12 protein-coding genes, 2 tRNA genes, 1 other RNA gene and 1 pseudogene are annotated in these 17,653 nt (G+C 74.5%); 7 read left to right on the plus strand and 9 right to left on the minus strand.

Annotation, left to right across the window (positions count from 1 at the left end; genetic code table 11):
- Window positions 1–86: 86 nt before the first annotated feature.
- The 5 genes from ACFZP7_RS16870 to ACFZP7_RS16890 all read left to right on the plus strand — a co-directional run bounded on the left by ACFZP7_RS16870 (window position 87) and on the right by ACFZP7_RS16890 (window position 3,949).
- Complete coding sequence (locus tag ACFZP7_RS16870; protein WP_385634716.1) at window positions 87–1,118, plus strand: ABC transporter ATP-binding protein; 1,032 nt, start codon at window positions 87–89, stop codon at window positions 1,116–1,118.
- Entirely contained in the window at window positions 1,115–1,930 is an 816-nt protein-coding gene (locus tag ACFZP7_RS16875; RefSeq protein WP_385634717.1) for an ABC transporter permease, read from the plus strand. The genes ACFZP7_RS16870 and ACFZP7_RS16875 overlap by 4 nt, the downstream gene beginning before the upstream one ends.
- A 29-nt stretch (window positions 1,931–1,959) precedes the next feature.
- Entirely contained in the window at window positions 1,960–3,225 is a 1,266-nt protein-coding gene (locus ACFZP7_RS16880) for a sensor histidine kinase (protein WP_385634718.1), read from the plus strand.
- Window positions 3,222–3,836 (plus strand): response regulator transcription factor, encoded by a 615-nt coding sequence (locus tag ACFZP7_RS16885; protein ID WP_019330654.1) that lies wholly within the window; start codon window positions 3,222–3,224, stop codon window positions 3,834–3,836. Before ACFZP7_RS16880 ends, ACFZP7_RS16885 begins: the two co-directional genes overlap by 4 nt.
- Window positions 3,837–3,873: 37 nt before the next feature.
- Window positions 3,874–3,949 (plus strand) — tRNA-Gly (locus ACFZP7_RS16890).
- Between the two features lie 51 nt (window positions 3,950–4,000).
- Here the strand turns inward: ACFZP7_RS16890 and ACFZP7_RS16895 are convergent.
- From ACFZP7_RS16895 to ffs, 6 genes are all read right to left on the minus strand, one after another.
- Window positions 4,001–4,900, minus strand: a complete 900-nt coding sequence (locus ACFZP7_RS16895) for a phosphoribosylaminoimidazolesuccinocarboxamide synthase (protein WP_127443442.1) — start codon at window positions 4,898–4,900, stop codon at window positions 4,001–4,003.
- A gap of 97 nt (window positions 4,901–4,997) precedes the next feature.
- Window positions 4,998–6,521 (minus strand): N,N-dimethylformamidase beta subunit family domain-containing protein, encoded by a 1,524-nt coding sequence (locus tag ACFZP7_RS16900; RefSeq protein ID WP_355163202.1) that lies wholly within the window; start codon window positions 6,519–6,521, stop codon window positions 4,998–5,000.
- Between the two features lie 198 nt (window positions 6,522–6,719).
- Window positions 6,720–8,804 (minus strand): hypothetical protein, encoded by a 2,085-nt coding sequence (locus tag ACFZP7_RS16905; protein WP_385634719.1) that lies wholly within the window; start codon window positions 8,802–8,804, stop codon window positions 6,720–6,722.
- Window positions 8,805–9,151: 347 nt separating this feature from the next.
- On the minus strand, window positions 9,152–10,402 hold the full coding sequence (gene purD, locus ACFZP7_RS16910; RefSeq protein ID WP_030977956.1) for a phosphoribosylamine--glycine ligase: 1,251 nt from the start codon (window positions 10,400–10,402) through the stop codon (window positions 9,152–9,154).
- A gap of 158 nt (window positions 10,403–10,560) precedes the next feature.
- Window positions 10,561–12,954, minus strand: coding sequence for a DNA polymerase III subunit gamma and tau (locus ACFZP7_RS16915; RefSeq protein WP_385634720.1), 2,394 nt, complete (start codon window positions 12,952–12,954; stop codon window positions 10,561–10,563).
- Between the two features lie 79 nt (window positions 12,955–13,033).
- An RNA gene (gene ffs / locus ACFZP7_RS16920) (signal recognition particle sRNA small type) lies at window positions 13,034–13,132 on the minus strand.
- A gap of 73 nt (window positions 13,133–13,205) precedes the next feature.
- On the opposite strand from ffs, the gene ACFZP7_RS16925 reads away from it, so the two are divergent.
- Both ACFZP7_RS16925 and ACFZP7_RS16930 read left to right on the plus strand, forming a co-directional pair.
- A tRNA-Ser gene (locus tag ACFZP7_RS16925) sits at window positions 13,206–13,293 on the plus strand.
- 335 nt (window positions 13,294–13,628) lie between these two features.
- Window positions 13,629–14,408 carry an oxidoreductase gene (locus ACFZP7_RS16930; protein WP_385634721.1) on the plus strand — a complete coding sequence of 260 codons (780 nt, stop codon included), beginning with the start codon at window positions 13,629–13,631 and terminating at the stop codon, window positions 14,406–14,408.
- 22 nt (window positions 14,409–14,430) lie between these two features.
- Here ACFZP7_RS16930 and ACFZP7_RS16935 read toward each other — a convergent pair whose 3' ends face one another.
- From ACFZP7_RS16935 to ACFZP7_RS16945, 3 genes and pseudogenes are all read right to left on the minus strand, one after another.
- Window positions 14,431–15,381 (minus strand): LysR family transcriptional regulator, encoded by a 951-nt coding sequence (locus tag ACFZP7_RS16935; RefSeq protein WP_385634722.1) that lies wholly within the window; start codon window positions 15,379–15,381, stop codon window positions 14,431–14,433.
- Window positions 15,382–15,497: 116 nt separating this feature from the next.
- A pseudogene (locus ACFZP7_RS16940) lies at window positions 15,498–15,839 on the minus strand (MMPL family transporter); the annotation flags it as partial.
- On the minus strand, window positions 15,836–17,638 hold the full coding sequence (locus ACFZP7_RS16945; protein ID WP_385638471.1) for a copper resistance CopC/CopD family protein: 1,803 nt from the start codon (window positions 17,636–17,638) through the stop codon (window positions 15,836–15,838). The gene ACFZP7_RS16945 and the pseudogene ACFZP7_RS16940, both read right to left, overlap by 4 nt.
- Between the last annotated feature and the right edge of the window lie 15 nt (window positions 17,639–17,653).

Consider the following 17,653-nt stretch of genomic DNA (forward strand, 5'->3'; position numbering starts at 1 on the left):
GCGGGCCGGCCCCGTCTGACATTTGTCATGGCCGGTGATGACGGCCCGCACTGTTCCCCGGTCCGGAACACCGGAATGCTGGGGGCATGCAATCGAACGGACACGAACACGTGATTGAGGTCACCGACCTGCGACGTGTGTACGGGGGCGGGTTCGAGGCCGTGCGGGGGATCGACTTCTCGGTGCGCCGCGGAGAGATCTTCGCCCTGCTCGGCACCAACGGCGCCGGCAAGACGTCCACGGTCGAACTGCTGGAGGGCCTCGCCGCTCCGGCCGGCGGGCGGGTGCGCGTCCTCGGGCACGACCCGTACACCGAGCGGGCCGCCGTACGCCCCCGCACCGGGGTCATGCTCCAGGAGGGCGGCTTCCCGTCCGAGCTGACCGTGGCGGAGACGGCGCGGATGTGGGCCGGCTGTGTGAGCGGGGCCCGCCCGCCGGCCGAGGTACTGGCCCTGGTCGGGCTGGAGGCGAAGGCCGGTGTCCGCGTGAAACAGCTGTCCGGGGGCCAGCGGCGCCGCCTGGACCTGGCGCTCGCGCTGCTCGGCGACCCCGAGGTGCTCTTCCTGGACGAGCCCAGCACCGGCCTGGACGCCGAAGGGCGCCGGGACACCTGGGAGTTGGTGAGCGCGCTGCGCGACGGTGGCACGACGGTGCTGCTGACCACGCACTACCTGGAGGAGGCCGAGAACCTCGCCGACCGGCTCGCGATCATGCACGAGGGCCGGATCGCCGCCACCGGGACCCCGGCCGAGGTGACCGCCGCCCAGCCCTCCCGGATCACCTTCGAGCTGCCCGAGGGCTACTTCGTGGGTGATCTGCCGCCGCTCGACGAACTGGGCGTCGGCGACCACGAGGTCGACGGGCGGCTGGTCCGGCTCCGCACCCGCGATCTCCAGCGCGCCGCCACCGGACTGCTGGTGTGGGCCGCGCAGGCCGGGGTGGAACTGCGCCGCCTGGACGTGCGGTCGGCGTCCCTGGAGGAGGCGTTCCTGGGGATCGCGAAGGAGGCGTCCGCGAAGGAAGCGACCGCCGGCCCCGGTGCCGCCGGGCGGGCTTCGGCCGGGCGGGCTTCGGCCGGTGCGGACGAGGCGACGACGAACAAGGAGCACGCGGCATGAGCGCCACCGGATCCCCGGCCCGCACGGCGGGCACCGCCAAGGGCACGGTCACCACACCGATGAGCCGGATGGCCGCCCTCGCCCGTGCCGAACTGACCCTGCTGGGACGGAACAAGGGCACCGTCTTCGCGGCGCTGTTCGTGCCGCTGGTGCTGCCGTTCAGCGTCTACTCGGCGTCCCAGGAGATGGACCTCGCCGAGGCCGGACTGACCACCGGGACGATGGTCCTGCCCGCCGCGATCGGCTTCTCGCTGCTGTTCGCCGTCTACTCCGCCCTCGTCGGCGTCTTCGTCGTGCGGCGCGAGGAACTCGTCCTCAAGCGGCTGCGCACCGGTGAGCTGCGGGACGCCGAGATCCTGAGCGGCTCCGCGTTCCCGGCGGTGCTCAGCGGGCTCGTGCAGAGCGTGGTCCTCGCCGTGGGCTGCGCCGTGCTGCTGGACCTGTCCGTGCCGTCCGCACCCCACCTCGCCGTCGTCGGCCTGCTGCTGGGCCTCGTGATGTGCGCCGCGCTCGCCGCGGTCACCGCCGGCTTCACCCGCACCGGGGAGAGCGCCCAGATCACGCCCCTGCCGTTCACGTTCGTCTCGATGCTCGGCTCCGGGATGTTCGTGCCGCTGGACCTCTTCCCCGACCGGCTGGCCTCCGTCTGCGAGCTGCTGCCGCTCACGCCCGTCGTCACGCTCGTGCGCGGCGGCTGGACCGGCGACCTGTCGGCGTACGAGGCGCTCGGTGCCATGATGACGGCGGTGGCCTGGACCGTGGTCGCGGTGTTTGCTGTACGGCGGTGGTTCCGCTGGGAGCCACGGCACTGACGAGCGGGGCGAGCGGGGACGGCGGGCAGATGCGCAGGCCAGGCGGATGGTGGCGGCGGAAGGACACGCCGGAGAAGGTGGAGACGTACACCCGGTGGTCGTTCCACTTCTTCGCGTTGAGCGAGATCGCCGGCATCGGGCTGTCGACCTACGGCCAGGTCGGGCCGCGGCTGGCGACGGTGCTGTCCCTCATGGTGGTCACGCATGCCGTGGTGTGCATGGTGACCGCCTCCCGGGCGCTGGACTGGGTGCGCGGACGCCGTGCGCAGCCCGTGCGGGAGCTGTGGACGCTCGTCACCGTCACGGCGGTCCTCGGGGTCCCCGCGGTCGCCGTCGCGGAGCACGGCCCGGGCGGCGCGGACGTCGACGCCGCCGCCCTCGGCGTCTTCGTGGGCATCCACGGCTTCGGCATCGGCGTCATGACCCTGTGCGTGCCCCACCGAAGGCGCCGGGTCACCGGCCTGGTCTGCGGTTTCGCGGTCGGCGCGGGGGTCGTGTCGTACCTCGTGGGCATGGAGTGGCTCGCCGCGCTGATCGTGGCCTGCGTCCTGTTGGCGGCCGGGGGCTTCCTCTCCTTCACCGCCGTGCTCTCCGTCTGGCTCCTCAACGTGGTCTACACGCTCGACGAGGCGAAGGAGACCCGGGCCCGGCTCGCCGTCGCCGAGGAACGGCTGCGCTTCGGCCGGGACCTGCACGACGTGATGGGGCGCAACCTGGCCGTGATCGCCCTCAAGAGCGAACTGGCCGTCCAGCTGTCCCGGCGCGGACGGCCCGAGGCGGTGGAGCAGATGATCGAGGTGCAGCGCATCGCGCAGGAGTCGCAGCGGGAGGTGCGCGACGTCGTACGCGGCTACCGGGAGGCCGCGCTCGAGGTGGAACTGGCCGGCGCCCGTGGCGTGCTGTCGGCGGCGGGCATCGCCGCGGAGGTCCGCGACGAGACGGCGGGACTGCCCGCCGAGGTGCAGTCGGCGCTCGGCTGGGTGGTGCGGGAGGCGACCACGAACGTGCTGCGGCACGGGGACGCGAAGAGGGTCGCCGTACAGGTGCTGATGGCGGAAGGACATGTGGTGCTGACGGTGGAGAACGACGGGGTCGCCGAGGCGGCCGGCCCCTCGGCCGGCGCGCAGGCGCCCGCCCCGGCGACCGGGGGCTCCGGGCTCGCGGGGCTGCGGGAGCGGCTCTCCGCGGTGGGCGGGACGCTGGAGGCGGGGGCCGCCGGCAAGGGCCTGTTCCGGCTCAGGGCCGAGGTGCCGCTGCCGTCGCCCGCCCGGGACGGCCTGGAGGTCGCCTCGTGACGACGGCCGTACGGGTCCTGCTCGCCGACGACGAGCATCTGATCCGGGGAGCGCTCGCCGCCCTGCTGTCCCTGGAGGAGGACCTCGTCGTGGTCGCCGAGGCGGCCACCGGACCGGAGGCGCTGGCGATGGCACGCGCGCACGCGCCGGACGTCGCCGTGCTGGATCTGCAGATGCCCGGCGCGGACGGTGTGAAGGTCGCCACATCGCTGCGGACCGAGCTGCCCGGCTGCAAGGTGCTGATCGTGACCAGTCACGGGCGGCCCGGCCATCTGAAGCGGGCGCTCGCGGCGGGGGTGCGCGGGTTCGTGCCCAAGACGGTCAGCGCCCAGCGGCTCGCCGAGCTGATCCGCACCGTGCACGCCGGAAACCGCTATGTCGACCCGGAGTTGGCGGCCGACGCGATCTCCGCCGGGGACTCGCCGCTGACCGCGCGGGAGGCCGAGGTGCTGGAGCACGCGGCCGACGGGGCGCCCGTGGCGGAGATCGCCGAGCGGGCCGCGCTCGCCGAGGGAACCGTGCGGAACTACCTGTCGTCGGCCGCGACCAAGCTCGGCGCGGAGAACCGGCACGCGGCGGTGCGGCTCGCGAGGGAGCGCGGTTGGGTATAGTGGCTGTCGCGCCACGGAGAAATCCACGGCGCGGAGTGCGAACGTAGCTCAGTTGGTAGAGCGCAACCTTGCCAAGGTTGAGGTCGCGAGTTCGAACCTCGTCGTTCGCTCCATATGAGGAAGCCCCCGGTTCCGGCCGGGGGCTTCTTCGTGTCCGCGCTGGTCTAGGACCAGCTCAGGCCGGTCAGACGCTCGTACGCCTCGATGTACTTGGCGCGGGTGGCGTCCACGACGTGCTGGGGCAGCGGGGGCGGGGGCTGCTCGCTCTTCCGGTCCCAGCCGGACTCCGCCGAGGTCAGCCAGTCCCGGACGAACTGCTTGTCGTACGACGGCTGGGCGCGTCCCGGCTCCCACTGGTCGGCCGGCCAGAAGCGGGAGGAGTCCGGGGTGAGCACCTCGTCGGCGAGGACCAGGTCGTCGCCGTCGAAGCCGAACTCGAACTTGGTGTCGGCCAGCACGATGCCGCGGTCGCGGGCGACGTCCCGGGCCCGGGAGTAGACGGCGAGGGTGGCCTGGCGCAGGCGGGCGGCGGTGTCCGCGCCGACCTGGCGGGCGACCTCCTCGTAGGAGACGTTCTCGTCGTGCTCGCCGACCTCGGCCTTGGTGGCCGGGGTGAAGATCGGGGCGGGCAGCTCCGAGCCGTCGACCAGGCCCTCGGGCAGGGCGAGGCCGCAGACGGTACGGCTCCGGTCGTACTCGGCCAGCCCCGAGCCGGTGAGGTAGCCGCGGGCCACGCACTCGACGGGGACCATCCGCAGGGACTTGCAGACCAGGGCGCGGCCCTCCCAGTCGGCGGGGGCGCCGGGGGGCAGCTCGGTGCTGAGCACGTGGTTGGGGGCCAGGTCGGCGAGCTGGTCGAACCACCACAGGGAGAGCTGGGTGAGGACCCGGCCCTTGTCGGGGATCTCGGTCGGCAGCACCCAGTCGTAGGCGGAGATGCGGTCACTGGCGACCATCACGAGGTCGCCCGCCTCGTTCCGGTACAGCTCGCGCACCTTGCCGGTGTGCAGATGCACCAGGCCCGGAACCTGGATCGGCTCGGGCTTTTCGACGAATCCGGACACGGTTCCTCCCCGTGGTTTGGTCCAATGCTCCGATTGTCCCGTACGGGCGGGTCGTCGGGGACGGCGGGTCGGGCCGGGGTGCGGGTCCGTGCGCGGGTCAGTCCCGTTTGCAGATGCGGTCCAGGAGGTTGGCGGTGGCCCGCTGGACGCGCGGGTCGACGTGGCCCGGACGGTCCAGGGCCGGGGACCAGGCGAACGTGCCGGACGCGAAGACCCACGCGCCCGACGGCGCCCGGTACAGCGACGTCTCCTGGTGGCGGCGGGCGCCGTCCGCGTCGGTGTACGGGCTGTGCGCGAGCAGGACCCGTTCGTCGTGCGCGGGGAGCGCGGTGCGCGGGAAGTAGCGGTCGGCCTCGCCCGCCACCAGGTCCTCGATCTCGTCGCCCTCGTGGGCTCCGGTGGCCTCCCACAGCCAGTGGCCAGCGTTGCGGACGATCAGCGGGTGCGGTTCGGGGACGCGTCCCGCGTACTGGATGCCGAGGAGCTGCTGCTCGGGGCGGTCGATCTCCCGCCACAGCACCGGCTTGCCGGGGCCTTTGCGCTTGCGGCAGGTCAGGAGGCGGTCGGGGGTCCCGGAGGGGGACGGGCCCAGCTCGACCTGCCAGTACATGGTGTTGGCGGAGAGGAAGACCAGGGAGGTGCCGTGCTCGCGGGCGAGTTCCGTGGTGCGGCGCATGGGGACCGACCAGTACTCGTCGTGGCCGGGGAAGACCAGGCCGCGGTAGCGGGTGGGGTCGATGCGGCCGGAGTGCAGGTCGCGGGCGTCGGCGTAGGCCAGGTCGTAGCCGTAGCGCTCGGCGAAGCGGATGAAGTCGTAGGCGTGCCCGACGTGCAGGGGCAGGCCGGCGCCCGCGTACGGCCGGTCGAAGGAGACGGTCGTCGCGGCGTCCGCCTCGCCGAGCAGGCGGCCCTCCTCGTCCCAGGCGTGGTAGAGGCTGGCGCCGGTGCGGCCGTCCTCCGGGTACAGGTTGTACGCCTGCCAGGTCACGTCCGGCAGGAGGAGGAGCAGGTCGGCGGGGTGGTCGTCGCGGACCGTGAAGGGGACGTGGGAGCGGTAGCCGTCGGCGGTGGTGAGGACGGCGACGTACGCGCCGATGTTCCAGTACGACGGGATCTGCAGCCGCCAGGAGAGCCACCAGTGGTGGCAGGAGACGGTGCGGTCGGCGGTCAGGGGCGGGGGCTGGACGATGCCGGACAGCCGGGGGCTGGTGGTGATCTTGGCGGCGCCGTCACCGCCGTAGTGGCCGATGCGGTAGACGTCGACGCTGAACTCCTGCGGTGGGTCGACGGTGATGTGGAAGTCGATGGCCTCGCCGGGGGCGGCGGCTCCGGTGGCGGTGAAGCCCTTGATCTGGCGGCGGACGTCGTCGGCGGCGCGGGGGCCGACGACGTCGGTGCGCCGGTCGCGGGTCCGCGCCCCGGGGGCGCCGCCGCGGCGGGTGCCCGGGGTGCCGTCCGGGTCGGCCGCGTCCGGGTCCGCGTACCAGGCGACGACCTGGCCGGTGTCGCCGAAGTAGGTCTCACCGCCGCGCAGCCAGGGGACGGGCCCCTGGCCGAAGGGATCCGTCACGGCGTGCGCGAGTGCGCCCGACTCCCAGCGGCGAATCTGCTCGGGCCCCATGGGACAGTCCCCTCCCTCGTGCCCCCGTGGTCGTGCGTATGACGAACGCCTTTGCCATGTGCGCGATCGGTCCCAGCACATCACATTTCGCGCGCGTGCTGTCACTGTTCGTCGCGAAGTGGCCGAAAGTGGAATTCAGACCTCCGCTTCATGGTGGGGCGGTACGGTCCCCGGTGCGGCTCGGTGTCCGCCCTCGGGTCAGACGAGACGCACCGGCTTCTCGGGGCGCACGCCGAGGTCGGACAGCCAGGCGCGCAGCGGGGCCGGGTCGCCGGTCTCCACCAGGCTGCGGACGTGCGGGGCCAGGTCGGCGCGGCGGGCGCCGTCGACCAGGAGGGTCGGTCCGTCGAGCCAGTCGAGGCCGGGGGTCGCGCCGGCAGTGTCCATCGCCGCGCAGCACACCATCGCGGTGATGTGGGCGGTGAGGATCTCGCGGCCGGTGCGCGGGGGCTGCAGCGGGAGGAGGGGGAGGGCCCGGTCGTCCCAGAGGGCGGTGCCGGTGGCGGCCGGTCCGCTCGCCGTCCCGGGGGGCGGGGGCGCGGTCCCGGAGGCCAGGGCCTGCGTCCGCGCCTCCTCGCGGGCCAGCTGGGCACTGAGGCCGGCGGCGAGGGCGGCGCCCCGGGGGGTGGTGCCGGCTAGGTCGTCGTCGTCGTCATCCTCGGTGCCGTTCCCGTCGTTGCTGTGGTCAGCGCTGCCGGGGGTGGCGGGGGCGTCGGCGGGCTGGTCGTCGGGGGTGGTGAGGGGCTGGGGGTCTGGGGTGGTGGCGGCCTGGGGGTCGGGGGCAGTGGCTGCCTGGGGGTCCGAGGCGGTGGCGGCCTGGGGGTCCGAGGCGGTGGCGGCCTGGGGGTGGGAGGTGGCCTGGTCGTCAGGGGTGGCGGTACCGGTGCCCGGGGTGGCGTGGTGGGCGGTGCCCGGGGTGGCGTCGGTGTCCGGGGTGGCGTCGGGGTCCGCGTCGGCTGCCGGGTCGCGGGCGGGGACGGGGGCTTCGGCGGGCGTGGTCGTGAGGTGGTCGAGGACCCGGGACAGGGTCGGGCCGTCCGTGCCGGGCGCGGCGCCCTCGGCGGCACGGCGGACGCCCAGGGTGTCCAGGACCCGGTGGAGACGGGCCGCGTCCGTGCGCCAGGCGCGGTCGACGACCTCCTCGGGATACTCCTCCCACCCGACCGGCGCCCAGTCCGGGCCGGTCTCGGCGGGCCCACCGTGGAAGAGACGCGCGGCGAGGAGCGAGACCGCCTCGTCCATCAGCCCGGGCTCCTCCAGCAGGTCGCACGCGGGACGCTCACCCAGCCGGGAGGCGAAGCCCTCGGCCAGGCGGTCGCGGCGGGACAGCTCCGTGAGCGCGGCGACGACGCCCACGTCCAGCCGGGAGGGCCACCGGCCCATCCGCCAGGCGGGCAGGGCCACCCGGGTCAGCAGCCGGTCCCAGCCCGCGTAGGCGAGCCCCACCTGTTCCTGCGCGACGATCCGCAGACCGTAGTCCACAGCCTGTGCACGCTCGGCGGCGGCCGCCGCGACCCCGCGCTCCATCTCGGCGGCGTGCACGCGGCAGCCGCGCAGCAGGAGCCGGGACACCCCGCCGATGCCTCCGCGCGCCGCGCGGGCCAGCGGCCCGCGCCCGTCCGTCGAGGTCGCCGCCACCGCGGCGTCCAGGCCGCGTATGAAGCGACGGGCCGCGGCTATGTCGGGGTGCGCGGCGGGTCCCGTGCCCGCGACGACCGGGGCGAGGACGGCGCGCAGCTCCCCGACCCGCATCCACCACAGGAAGGGCGATCCGATGACTAGGACCGGCGCGGCGGCGCTGCGGCGCCGGGCGGGTCCGACCGGGTCGGACAGGTCGTCGTCGTCCCGGGCGGGCGGCGGGCCGTGCGCCGGATGGGTGCGGTCCTCCAGCCAGCTGTCGCAGTCCGGCGTGAGGGCTATCGCGGAGGGAGCGGGGACGTCGAGCCGGTCGGCCAGGTCACGGACCATCCGGTAGAGATCCGGGGCGGACTCCTCGGCGACCGCGACCGTCGGGGTGACCGCGGGCCGGGCGCGGGCGACCACCAGGGCGACCGCGGCGGTGGCCGCCAGGACCAGGAGCGCGAGCACGGACACGGCCCAGCGGGCGGCGTCCCAGCCCCCGCCCACCAGGTGCCCGGTCGAGCCGCCCGCGAGCAGGATCACGGCGGCGGCGGCGGGCAACAGGGCGACGGCGAGCGCCCGGCTGCGGACGCGCAGCACGGCGAGCGCCCGGGAACGCGCGGCCTGCGCGCCCAGCTCCACTCCACCACCGATACCGGTCACGGCCGGACCTCACCCCCTCCTCGCTGGTCTGTCCGTCCAGGGCTGTCCTGCTGCTCTCCCGCTCTTGCTCACCCACCCCACTGTGGCACCCGCCACTGACATCGCAATGCCGGTGGGCCAAGTGCCGGAACGCTTGCGCGGCACCCTAGTTGGGGGCGGGGCACCCGTCAGCCGTATGGCCCATCGGTCACTCGATGGAATGGCTTTGGGGAAAGGTGGATGACGGACAGCAAGGATCAGGCCCCGGCTTCTGGGACGGAGCCGGGGCCTGTCGGGTTCGTGCGAGTGCGGTGCGGGCGCGGTGGGGGTGCGGTGGCGGCTGCGGTGTGTCGCGCGGGTCTCCCCGGTTACGCGTCCGCCGCCTTCGCCGCGATGTCCGTGCGGTGCTGGGAGCCGTCGAGGCCGATGCGGGCGACGGCCCGGTAGGCGCGGTCGCGGGCCTCGGTGAGGTCGGTCCCGGTGGCGGTGACGGACAGGACGCGGCCGCCGGCGCTGACCACGGCGTCGCCCTCGCGCCGGGTGCCGGCGTGCAGGACGTAGGCGTGCGGGGCGTCCTGGGCGGCGACCTCGTCGAGGCCGGTGATCGGGTCACCGGTGCGCGGGGTGCCGGGGTAGTTGTGGGAGGCGACGACCACGGTGACGGCCGCGTCGTCGCTCCAGCGCAGCGGCTCCAGGTCCGCGAGGTTGCCGGTGGCGGCGGCCATCAGCAGGCCGGCCAGCGGCGTCCGGAGCCGGGCCAGTACGACCTGGGTCTCGGGGTCGCCGAAACGGGCGTTGAACTCGATCACGCGGACACCGCGGGACGTGATCGCCAGACCCGCGTACAGGAGCCCGGAGAACGGGGTGCCGCGGCGGCGCATCTCGTCGACGGTCGGCTGGAGGACGCTCTCCACGACCTCGTCGACCAGCTTGGGGTCGGCCCACGGCAGGGGCGAGTACGCGCCCATGCCGCCGGTGTTGGGGCCCTGGTCGCCGTCGAGGGCGCGCTTGAAGTCCTGGGCGGGCTGGAGCGGGCGGACGTTCTCGCCGTCGGTGATGGCGAAGAGGGAGACCTCGGGGCCGTCCAGGTACTCCTCGATGACGACGCGGTCGCAGGCCGCCGCGTGGGCGCGGGCCGCCTCCAGGTCGTCGGTGACGACGACGCCCTTGCCGGCGGCCAGTCCGTCGTCCTTGACGACGTAGGGGGCGCCGAAGGCGTCGAGGGCCGCGTCGACCTCGTCCGCGTTCGTGCAGACGTACGAACGGGCGGTGGGTACGCCGGCGGCGGCCATGACGTCCTTGGCGAAGGCCTTGGAGCCTTCCAGCTGCGCGGCCTCCCCGGACGGGCCGAAGACCGGGATGCCCGCGTCGCGCACGGCGTCGGCGACCCCGGCGACGAGGGGCGCCTCGGGGCCTACGACGACCAGTTCGGCGCCGAGCCGGGTGGCCAGCGCGGTGACGGCCGCGCCGTCGAGGGCGTCGACCTGGTGCAGTTCGGCGACCTCGGCGATGCCGGCGTTGCCGGGTGCGCAGTGCAGCGCGGTGACGTCGGGGTCGAGGGACAGGGAACGGCACAGGGCGTGTTCGCGGGCGCCGCCGCCGATGACAAGGACCTTCACGGGGTCAGCCTAATGGGAACGCGCGGGTGCGCTTTGTGCGGGCTTCCGAAGGGGCGGGACGCGAGCCCTTGTGTGTTCCTCCAGGCACCGCCCGCAGGACCCGGGCCGTTCGTCGCCCGCTCCCCGGTCCCGCTCTCGTGTCCCGCTCCCCGGTCCCGCTACTCGTTCGCGATCTCCTCGAGCACGGTCGCACCCAGCTCCCGTACCAGCAGCTCCTTGCCGGAGAGTGCCGACTCGTCCAGGTCCGGGTCGTCGTCCTCGGGGATGTCGTCCTCCGGGGAGACCGGGCGCGGCTCCGGGGCCGGGGGTCTGGGCGCGGGTGCGGGGGCGGCGGGTGCGGGCGCGGCGGCGCTGGAGGCGGGGGCAGGGCCGGAGGCCGGAGGGTGGGCGGCGGGTGCGGGTGCCGACGGGCGCTGCGCGGGCGCGCCACCGCCGAAGCCGCCGCCTCCGCCGAAGCCGCCGTTCCCCTGGCCGCCCGGTCCGCCACCGGGGCCGCCGTAACCACCGGCGGGGCCGGCCGGGGGCGGGGCCGAGCCGCCGGAGGGGTCGACGACCGCCTCGATCTTCCACTGCACGTTGAACTGCTCGGCCAGGGCCTGCCGCAGCACGTCCTCGCTGCCGCTGCTCAGGAAGTTGTCCCGGGCGCCGCCGTTGACGAAGCCGATCTGCAGGGTGGTGCCGTCGAAGCCGGTCACCTGCGCGTTCTGGCTGAGCAGGATCCAGGTGAACCGGCGGCGGTTCTTCACCGCCTCCAGGATGTTGGGCCACAGCTGACGGGGGTCGACTCCGGACCCAGGCGGCGGACCGGCGGGTGCGGCGGCGGCAGGCGCGGGAGCGGGAGCGGCGGCCGGAGGCGCGGCGGGACCGGCCGCCGGACCGGAGGCGGCCGGGTTACGGGGCTGTCCGCTGCCCGCGGGCGCCGCCGTGGGCCACCCTCCGGGCCGCCGCCCGCCGCCGGCGGGGGTCGCGGTCGGCCAGGCACCGGGCGCGGGCGCCGAGGCGGCCGGAGCCGCGTCGGGCACGGGAGCGGGCGTGGCCGCGGGGGCGGGGGCGGTGGGAGGCGCCGCAGGGGTGACGGGCGCGGGCGGGGTCTGAGGCGAGCCCCCACCGACCTGGCCACCGCCCTCCCCGAGACCGGAACCGGAACCGGAACCAGCACCGACGCCGGCACCGGCACCGGCACCGGGAGCCGACTCCGGAGCCGCACCACCCCGGCCGGCCGGCGTGGGGGCGCCACCGGCCCCGGGCCCCCGTACCGCCGCCCGCGCGGCGGCGGGCCCGCCGCCCGGCGGAACCGGAGCGGCGGACGAGGGAGCCGGAGCCGCGGCGCCGGCATGCGTCTCGGGCCCGGGGACGTATCCCATGGCGGGCGCGCCCGCACCCGCCGAGAACTGCACACCACGCTCGATCCGGTCGAGGCGCGCCATCACCGCACGCTCGTCTCCGTACGCGGCGGGCAGGAGCACGCGCGCGCAGATCAGCTCCAGCTGGAGGCGGGGCGAGTGGGCGCCCCGCATCTCGGTGAGCCCCTCGTTGACGATGTCGGCGGCGCGGCTCAGCTCGGCGGCGCCGAACGACCGCGCCTGCTCCTGCATCCGCTCGACGACGTCGGCGGGGGCGTCGATCAGCCCCTTCTCGGCGGCGTCGGGCACGGCGGCGAGGATCACCAGGTCACGCAGGCGCTCCAGCAGGTCGGTGACGAAGCGCCGCGGGTCGTTGCCGCTCTCGATCACCCGGTCCACGACCTCGAAGGCGGCCGAGCCGTCCCCTGTGACGAACGCCTCGACGACGGAGTCCAGCAGCGAGCCGTCCGTGTAGCCGAGCAGGGCGGTCGTCATGTCGTACGTCACACCGTCGGCGCCGGCGCCCGCGAGCAGCTGGTCCATGACCGACATGGAGTCACGGACGGAACCCGCGCCGGCCCGCACCACCAGGGGAAGCACGCCGTCCTCGATCGCGATCCCCTCCTTGCCGCAGACCTCGCCGAGGTAGTCGCGCAGGGTGCCGGGCGGCACCAGGCGGAAGGGGTAGTGGTGGGTCCGCGAACGGATGGTGCCGATGACCTTCTCGGGCTCGGTGGTCGCGAAGATGAACTTGAGGTGCTCCGGGGGCTCCTCGACGACCTTCAGCAGAGCGTTGAAGCCCTGCGGCGAGACCATGTGGGCCTCGTCGATGATGTAGATCTTGTACCGGCTGGAGGCGGGCCCGAAGAACGCCTTCTCGCGCAGGTCACGGGCGTCGTCCACACCTCCGTGGGAGGCGGCGTCGATCTCGATGACGTCGATGGAGCCCGGCCCGTTCCTCGCCAGGTCCCGGCAGGACTGGCACTCGCCGCACGGGGTCGGGGTGGGGCCCTGCTCGCAGTTCAGACAGCGCGCCAGGATGCGGGCGCTGGTCGTCTTGCCGCAGCCGCGCGGACCACTGAAGAGGTACGCGTGATTGACCCGGTTGTTCCGCAGCGCCTGCTGCAGCGGGTCGGTGACATGCCCCTGACCGATGACCTCGGCGAAGGACTCCGGGCGGTAACGGCGGTAGAGCGCGAGAGACGACACGCATACGAGGTTATAGGCGCCCACCGACAACCGGACCGCCCGCGAAGCCGCCGCCCCGGTGACCCCGGCCACCCCCGCGAACGCAAGCGCCCCCCACGCACCCGCCAGAGCCAACCTACCCTTGCTGCCTTCCGGCCCTGGGGGAGTTCAGTCAGATAGCGCCGCGTGAGGGGCTGTGCCACAGGTTACCCGATCCGGGCGCCGGAGAACGAGTTCGCGAGCACTCCCCGACGTCATGTAATGTTCTCGGCGGAGGATTCGCCTAGAGGCCTAGGGCGCACGCTTGGAAAGCGTGTTGGGGGCAACCCCTCACGAGTTCGAATCTCGTATCCTCCGCCAGTGCCTCACCGGGCACGATGTCGAAGGGCCCCACCGTTCGCGGTGGGGCCCTTCGACGTGTGTGGTGCCGGCGCCCGCGCGTCTCGGGTGACCTCCCCGGTGGCACCGGCACAGCGCAGTGGCCCCAGCGACCACCGACGGACGGCGACAGCGACAGCACGCGGCAGCGACAGCGACAGCGACAGCGACAGCGACAGCGACAGCGCCGGTATAGGGATTTCCTATGCCCCCCGCTCACATTTCGTCTTTGCCTCCCTTTCTTTTTCGGTCGTAGCGTGAAGCCGACCGACGAGGTGATCGCCTCGATTCACGCTCACGACGGTAGGGAATGCGGCATGGCCGAGAACGAGAACCCGAGCGGGACCGGATATGGAGAGAAAGAATTCGCGGGGAAGCGAGTGCTGGTCACGGGTGGCACCCGGGGGATCGGGGCGGCCGTCGTGCGGCAGTTCCTCGACGCGGGCGCGAAGGTGCTGACGGCCGCCAGGTCGGCGGCGGGCACGGCGCCGGAGGGGGCCGCGTTCGTCACGGCCGACGTGGGGACCCCGGCCGGCGCGGAGGTGCTCGCGCAGGCGGCGCGGGACGTGCTCGGAGGCGTGGACGTCCTGGTCCACAACGCGGGCGGTGCCCAGCCGTACCGGAGCGCGCTGGACATCCCCGACGAGGAGTGGCGGGCGGCGCTGGAGCTGAACTTCCTGGCGGCGGTGCGCTTGGACGCGCTGCTGGCACCGGGGATGCGGGAGCGGCGTTCGGGCGTGATCGTGCACGTCTCCTCGGCCGCGGTCCCCGCCGCGCTGCCGCCGTTCCTGCACTACGAGGCGGCGAAGGCGGCGCTGGAGAACTACAGCCGGGGCATGGCCGCGGAGCTGGCCCCGGCCGGCGTCCGGGTCAACACGGTGAGCCCCGGCCGGGTCACCACGCCCGGGGGCGAGGCGACGCGTGCGCAGTGGGCGCGGCTGTCCGAGGGCCCGGGACCGGGCACCACCACACCGCTGGGGCGCGACGGCCGGCCCGGCGACATCGCCGACGCGGTGCTGTTCCTCGCGTCCGACCGGGCGGGCTGGCTCACCGGAAGCAACATCTTCGTGGACGGCGGAGAATTCCCCAGGGGCTGACACCGGATCTCCGTCGAGAATTTCATGCAGTGATTTCGAGAAGTGGTTTCGCGGAATTAATGCGTGGGTGATGTCTGTGCTCGCCTCGGTTGTCAGGGAAAGGACGGGAAGGGAACGGCGTCGGCAGGAAGGTGAGCAGGGCCTGTTCCGCCGGGCCCGCGCCCTGGCGGAGCACGGCGATGACGGGCTGGGACACGGCCGGGAGGACCGGGCGGACGAGGTGCCGGTGGTCACGGGGCACCACCGAGGCGGGCACCAGCGCCACCCCCAGTCCGTGGGCGGCCCAGCGCACGGCCGTCGCCGTCTGGGAGACGCGGGCGGCCGTGACGGGCGCCGGGTCGGTGTCGCGCAGCACGTTCAGCAGTACGCCGTCCAGGACGCTGTCGCGGTCGAACCGCACCCACGGTTCCCCCTTCAGCGCGCTCAGCTCGACCCGGTCCGCGGCGAGCTGCGGGTGTCCGGCGCCCAGCACCGCGACGAACTCCTCGTCGCCGAGGTGGTGGGCGTCGGCGGGGCTCCGCTCGCACGCCGCCATCAGGGCGAGGTCCAGGACGCCCCGGCGGCACAGGCGCTCCAGCTCGGCGGAGTTCGGTTCCTCGAAGACGGTGACCTCGAGGCGTGGGAAGCGGCGGCGCAGGGCGCCCAGCGCACCCGGCAGCTGCCGCGTGCCCAGGCCCAGCTGTGCGGAGACCACCAGCTCGCCCACCAGTTCCTCGGCCCCGGCCCGTGCCGTGGCCCGGGCCCGCCGGGCGGCGCTCACCGCGGCCTCGGCGTCCCGCAGGAACGCCCGGCCGACGGCGGTGGGCACCAGCCCGGTCGGCGTACGGGCGAACAGTTCCACACCCAGCTCCCGCTCCAGTCCGCGGATCTGCTGGGACACCGAGGGCTGGGCGACGCGCAGCGCCTCCGCCGCCGCGGTCACCGAGCCCTTCTCGGCCACGGCCAGGGCGTACTCGAACTGACGAAGGCTCATCGGTTCTCCTCTCCTCTCCCGCGGGCCGTGGCCCGCCCGGTCGTCGTCCCTGGAGGGAAGAAGCCGTTCGCGGCCGTCGTTCATCCCGGCCCTCGTGAGGGGCGCCCCCTCCCCCTTCACCGCGCCGGCGCCGGCTCCGAACCGGACTCCGACTCAAGCCGTACCTTCGGCAGGTGCCGGGCCAGGGGCGACGGGAGCCACCAGGCGCGGTCGCCCAGGAGGTGCATGACCGCGGGGACCACCAGGCAGCGGATCAGCGCGGCGTCCAGGAGGATCGCCGTCGCCAGGCCCGGGCCGAACTGCTGGAGCATCCGGCTCGGACTGAGGACGAAGGCGGCGAAGACGACGATCATGACCGGGATGACCGCCTCCACCGGGCCGGGCTGCACCCCGAACCAGCCGTGCTGGAAGACCAGGGTGATCACGCCGAGGGCCGCCGCGATGGAGAGGAGGTCTATCTCTCGATGCGTATCCGCCTCGACTCGCTCACCTGGTCGATCTCCGACACCCGGACCGTCGTCCTCATCGTCCAGGTGCCGGGGAGCGGGAGGGTGAGGGAGTTGGCGCTCCAGTAGCCGCCCCGGTCGACGAGCCGGGCGTCGATCGGCCCGACGTCCTGGTCGGGCAGAGTGAAGGAGAGGCGCAGTTCGGGTACGGCGGCCAGGCTGCCGTCCGGCCCGAAGACGACGGCCTGCACCGCGTTGTCGCCGGTGCGGCCGGGGTCCAGGGTGATCTGGACGGAGCCCCGGCCCGAGGCGCCGATCTCGAACGGGATCGTGGTGACGGACGCGGGCAGCACCCCGCCCGCCGGTGCGGTGCGCGCCGCCTCGGCCGCCGCGCGGCCCGGCACGGTGCTGGTGAGCACGGTGGTGAGGCCCAGCACGACCGCCGCGACGCCGGCCTCGACGAGGACGGACCTGCGCAGGCCCCGGCGGTGTGCGTCCCCGGCGGTTCCTGGCGGTGGCACCGGCCCGGACGGCTCCGGGGCGGGCTCCCCGACCCCGGCCTCCGGGGTCCCGGGGTCGGGAAAGCCGGGGCCCCCGACTCCGGGCGGCCCGCCCACTGGTTCCGGCACCCTCTCGGGCGCGCGCTCCCGTTCCCGTACGGCCGTCCCGGAGGCCGCCAGTGCCGCCGTCCACCGTCGCGAGACCGCCGCCGCGGTCAGCAGCACCGCGACCGCCGCCAGCTTGGCCAGCAGCAGCCTGCCGTACGGCGATCCGGTGAGCGCCTGCCACGAGCCGAGGCCGCGCCAGGACTGGTAGACGCCGGTGACGACCAGGACGGTGACGGCGGTGAGGGCGACGCGGGAGAAGCGGGCGACCGTGGCGGCGTCGGCGGCGCAGCGCAGGGTCAGCAGGAGGGCGACGAGGCCGCCGAGCCAGACGGCGGTGGCCAGCAGGTGCAGCACGGACGAGGTCATCGCGACCGGGACCTGGAGGCCGGTGGAGGCGTGCTCGGCCGCGGCCCAGGTCAGGGCGAGACCGGCGGCGAGCGCGGCGCCCACCGCGACGGAACCGGGGGAGCGTTCGCGGTGCCGGCCCGCGCGGACGGTCCGGGTGAGGAAGAACGCCACGGCCACCAGCAGCGCCAGTCTGGCCAGCAGCAGCGCGCCCGGCCGGGTCGACACCGTGTCGCCGAGGGCCCGGACGTCGAGGGCCGCCGACGGTCCCGTCCCCGCCTCGTACGGGGCCCTGAGCAGCAGCAGGGCGGTGGTGGAGGCCAGCAGGGTCCACCAGGACGCCACCAGCGGACGGCGCAGCGCGGCGGGGTCCGGCGGGCGGCACAGGGCGACGAAGGCGGCTGCGCCGATGAGCAGGGCGGCGGCGAGGTAGGCGAGATAGCGGGCGAGGTGGTGGAGGGCCGCGGTCGCGGGGTCCTCGGCGGGGCCGGGGTCCACCGCCGCGGACGTCGCGGAGGGCTTGCCGACCGAGAAGGTGAAGGCGCCGGAGACGGGGTGGCTGTCGGCCGACACCACCCGCCAGGCCACGGTGTACGTACCCTCGCCGAGGTCGCCCGCCAACGTGACGCGGGCCGTGTCGGAACGGCCCTCCGCGCGGCCGGCCGCTCCCGTGCGCACCCGGTGGCCGCCGGGGTCGAGGACGCGGAAGGAGTCGTCGCGCAGGCCGACCGACTCGGTGAAGGTCAGGGTGACGTGGCGCGGGGCCGACCGGAAGATGCTGCCGTCCCCGGGGTCCGTGGAGCGGAGGGCGGCGTGCGCGGACGCCGGTCCGGCGCCGGCGACGCCGAGGACGAACAGGAGCGCGAGGAGGCC

It is taken from the genome of Streptomyces sp. SudanB5_2050 (assembly GCF_964272335.1).
In the GTDB taxonomy this organism is placed as follows: Bacteria; Actinomycetota; Actinomycetes; order Streptomycetales; family Streptomycetaceae; genus Streptomyces; species Streptomyces rochei.

Excerpts from the sequence above, each read along its gene's own strand:
- ACFZP7_RS16870 (WP_385634716.1), top strand. The coding sequence starts at position 87 with ATGCAATCGAACGGACACGAACACGTGATTGAGGTCACCGACCTGCGA.
- ACFZP7_RS16875 (WP_385634717.1), top strand. The coding sequence starts at position 1,115 with ATGAGCGCCACCGGATCCCCGGCCCGCACGGCGGGCACCGCCAAGGGC.
- ACFZP7_RS16880 (WP_385634718.1), top strand. The coding sequence starts at position 1,960 with ATGCGCAGGCCAGGCGGATGGTGGCGGCGGAAGGACACGCCGGAGAAG.
- ACFZP7_RS16900 (WP_355163202.1), bottom strand. The coding sequence starts at position 6,521 with ATGGGGCCCGAGCAGATTCGCCGCTGGGAGTCGGGCGCACTCGCGCAC.
- ACFZP7_RS16930 (WP_385634721.1), top strand. The coding sequence starts at position 13,629 with ATGGCCGAGAACGAGAACCCGAGCGGGACCGGATATGGAGAGAAAGAA.
- ACFZP7_RS16935 (WP_385634722.1), bottom strand. The coding sequence starts at position 15,381 with ATGAGCCTTCGTCAGTTCGAGTACGCCCTGGCCGTGGCCGAGAAGGGC.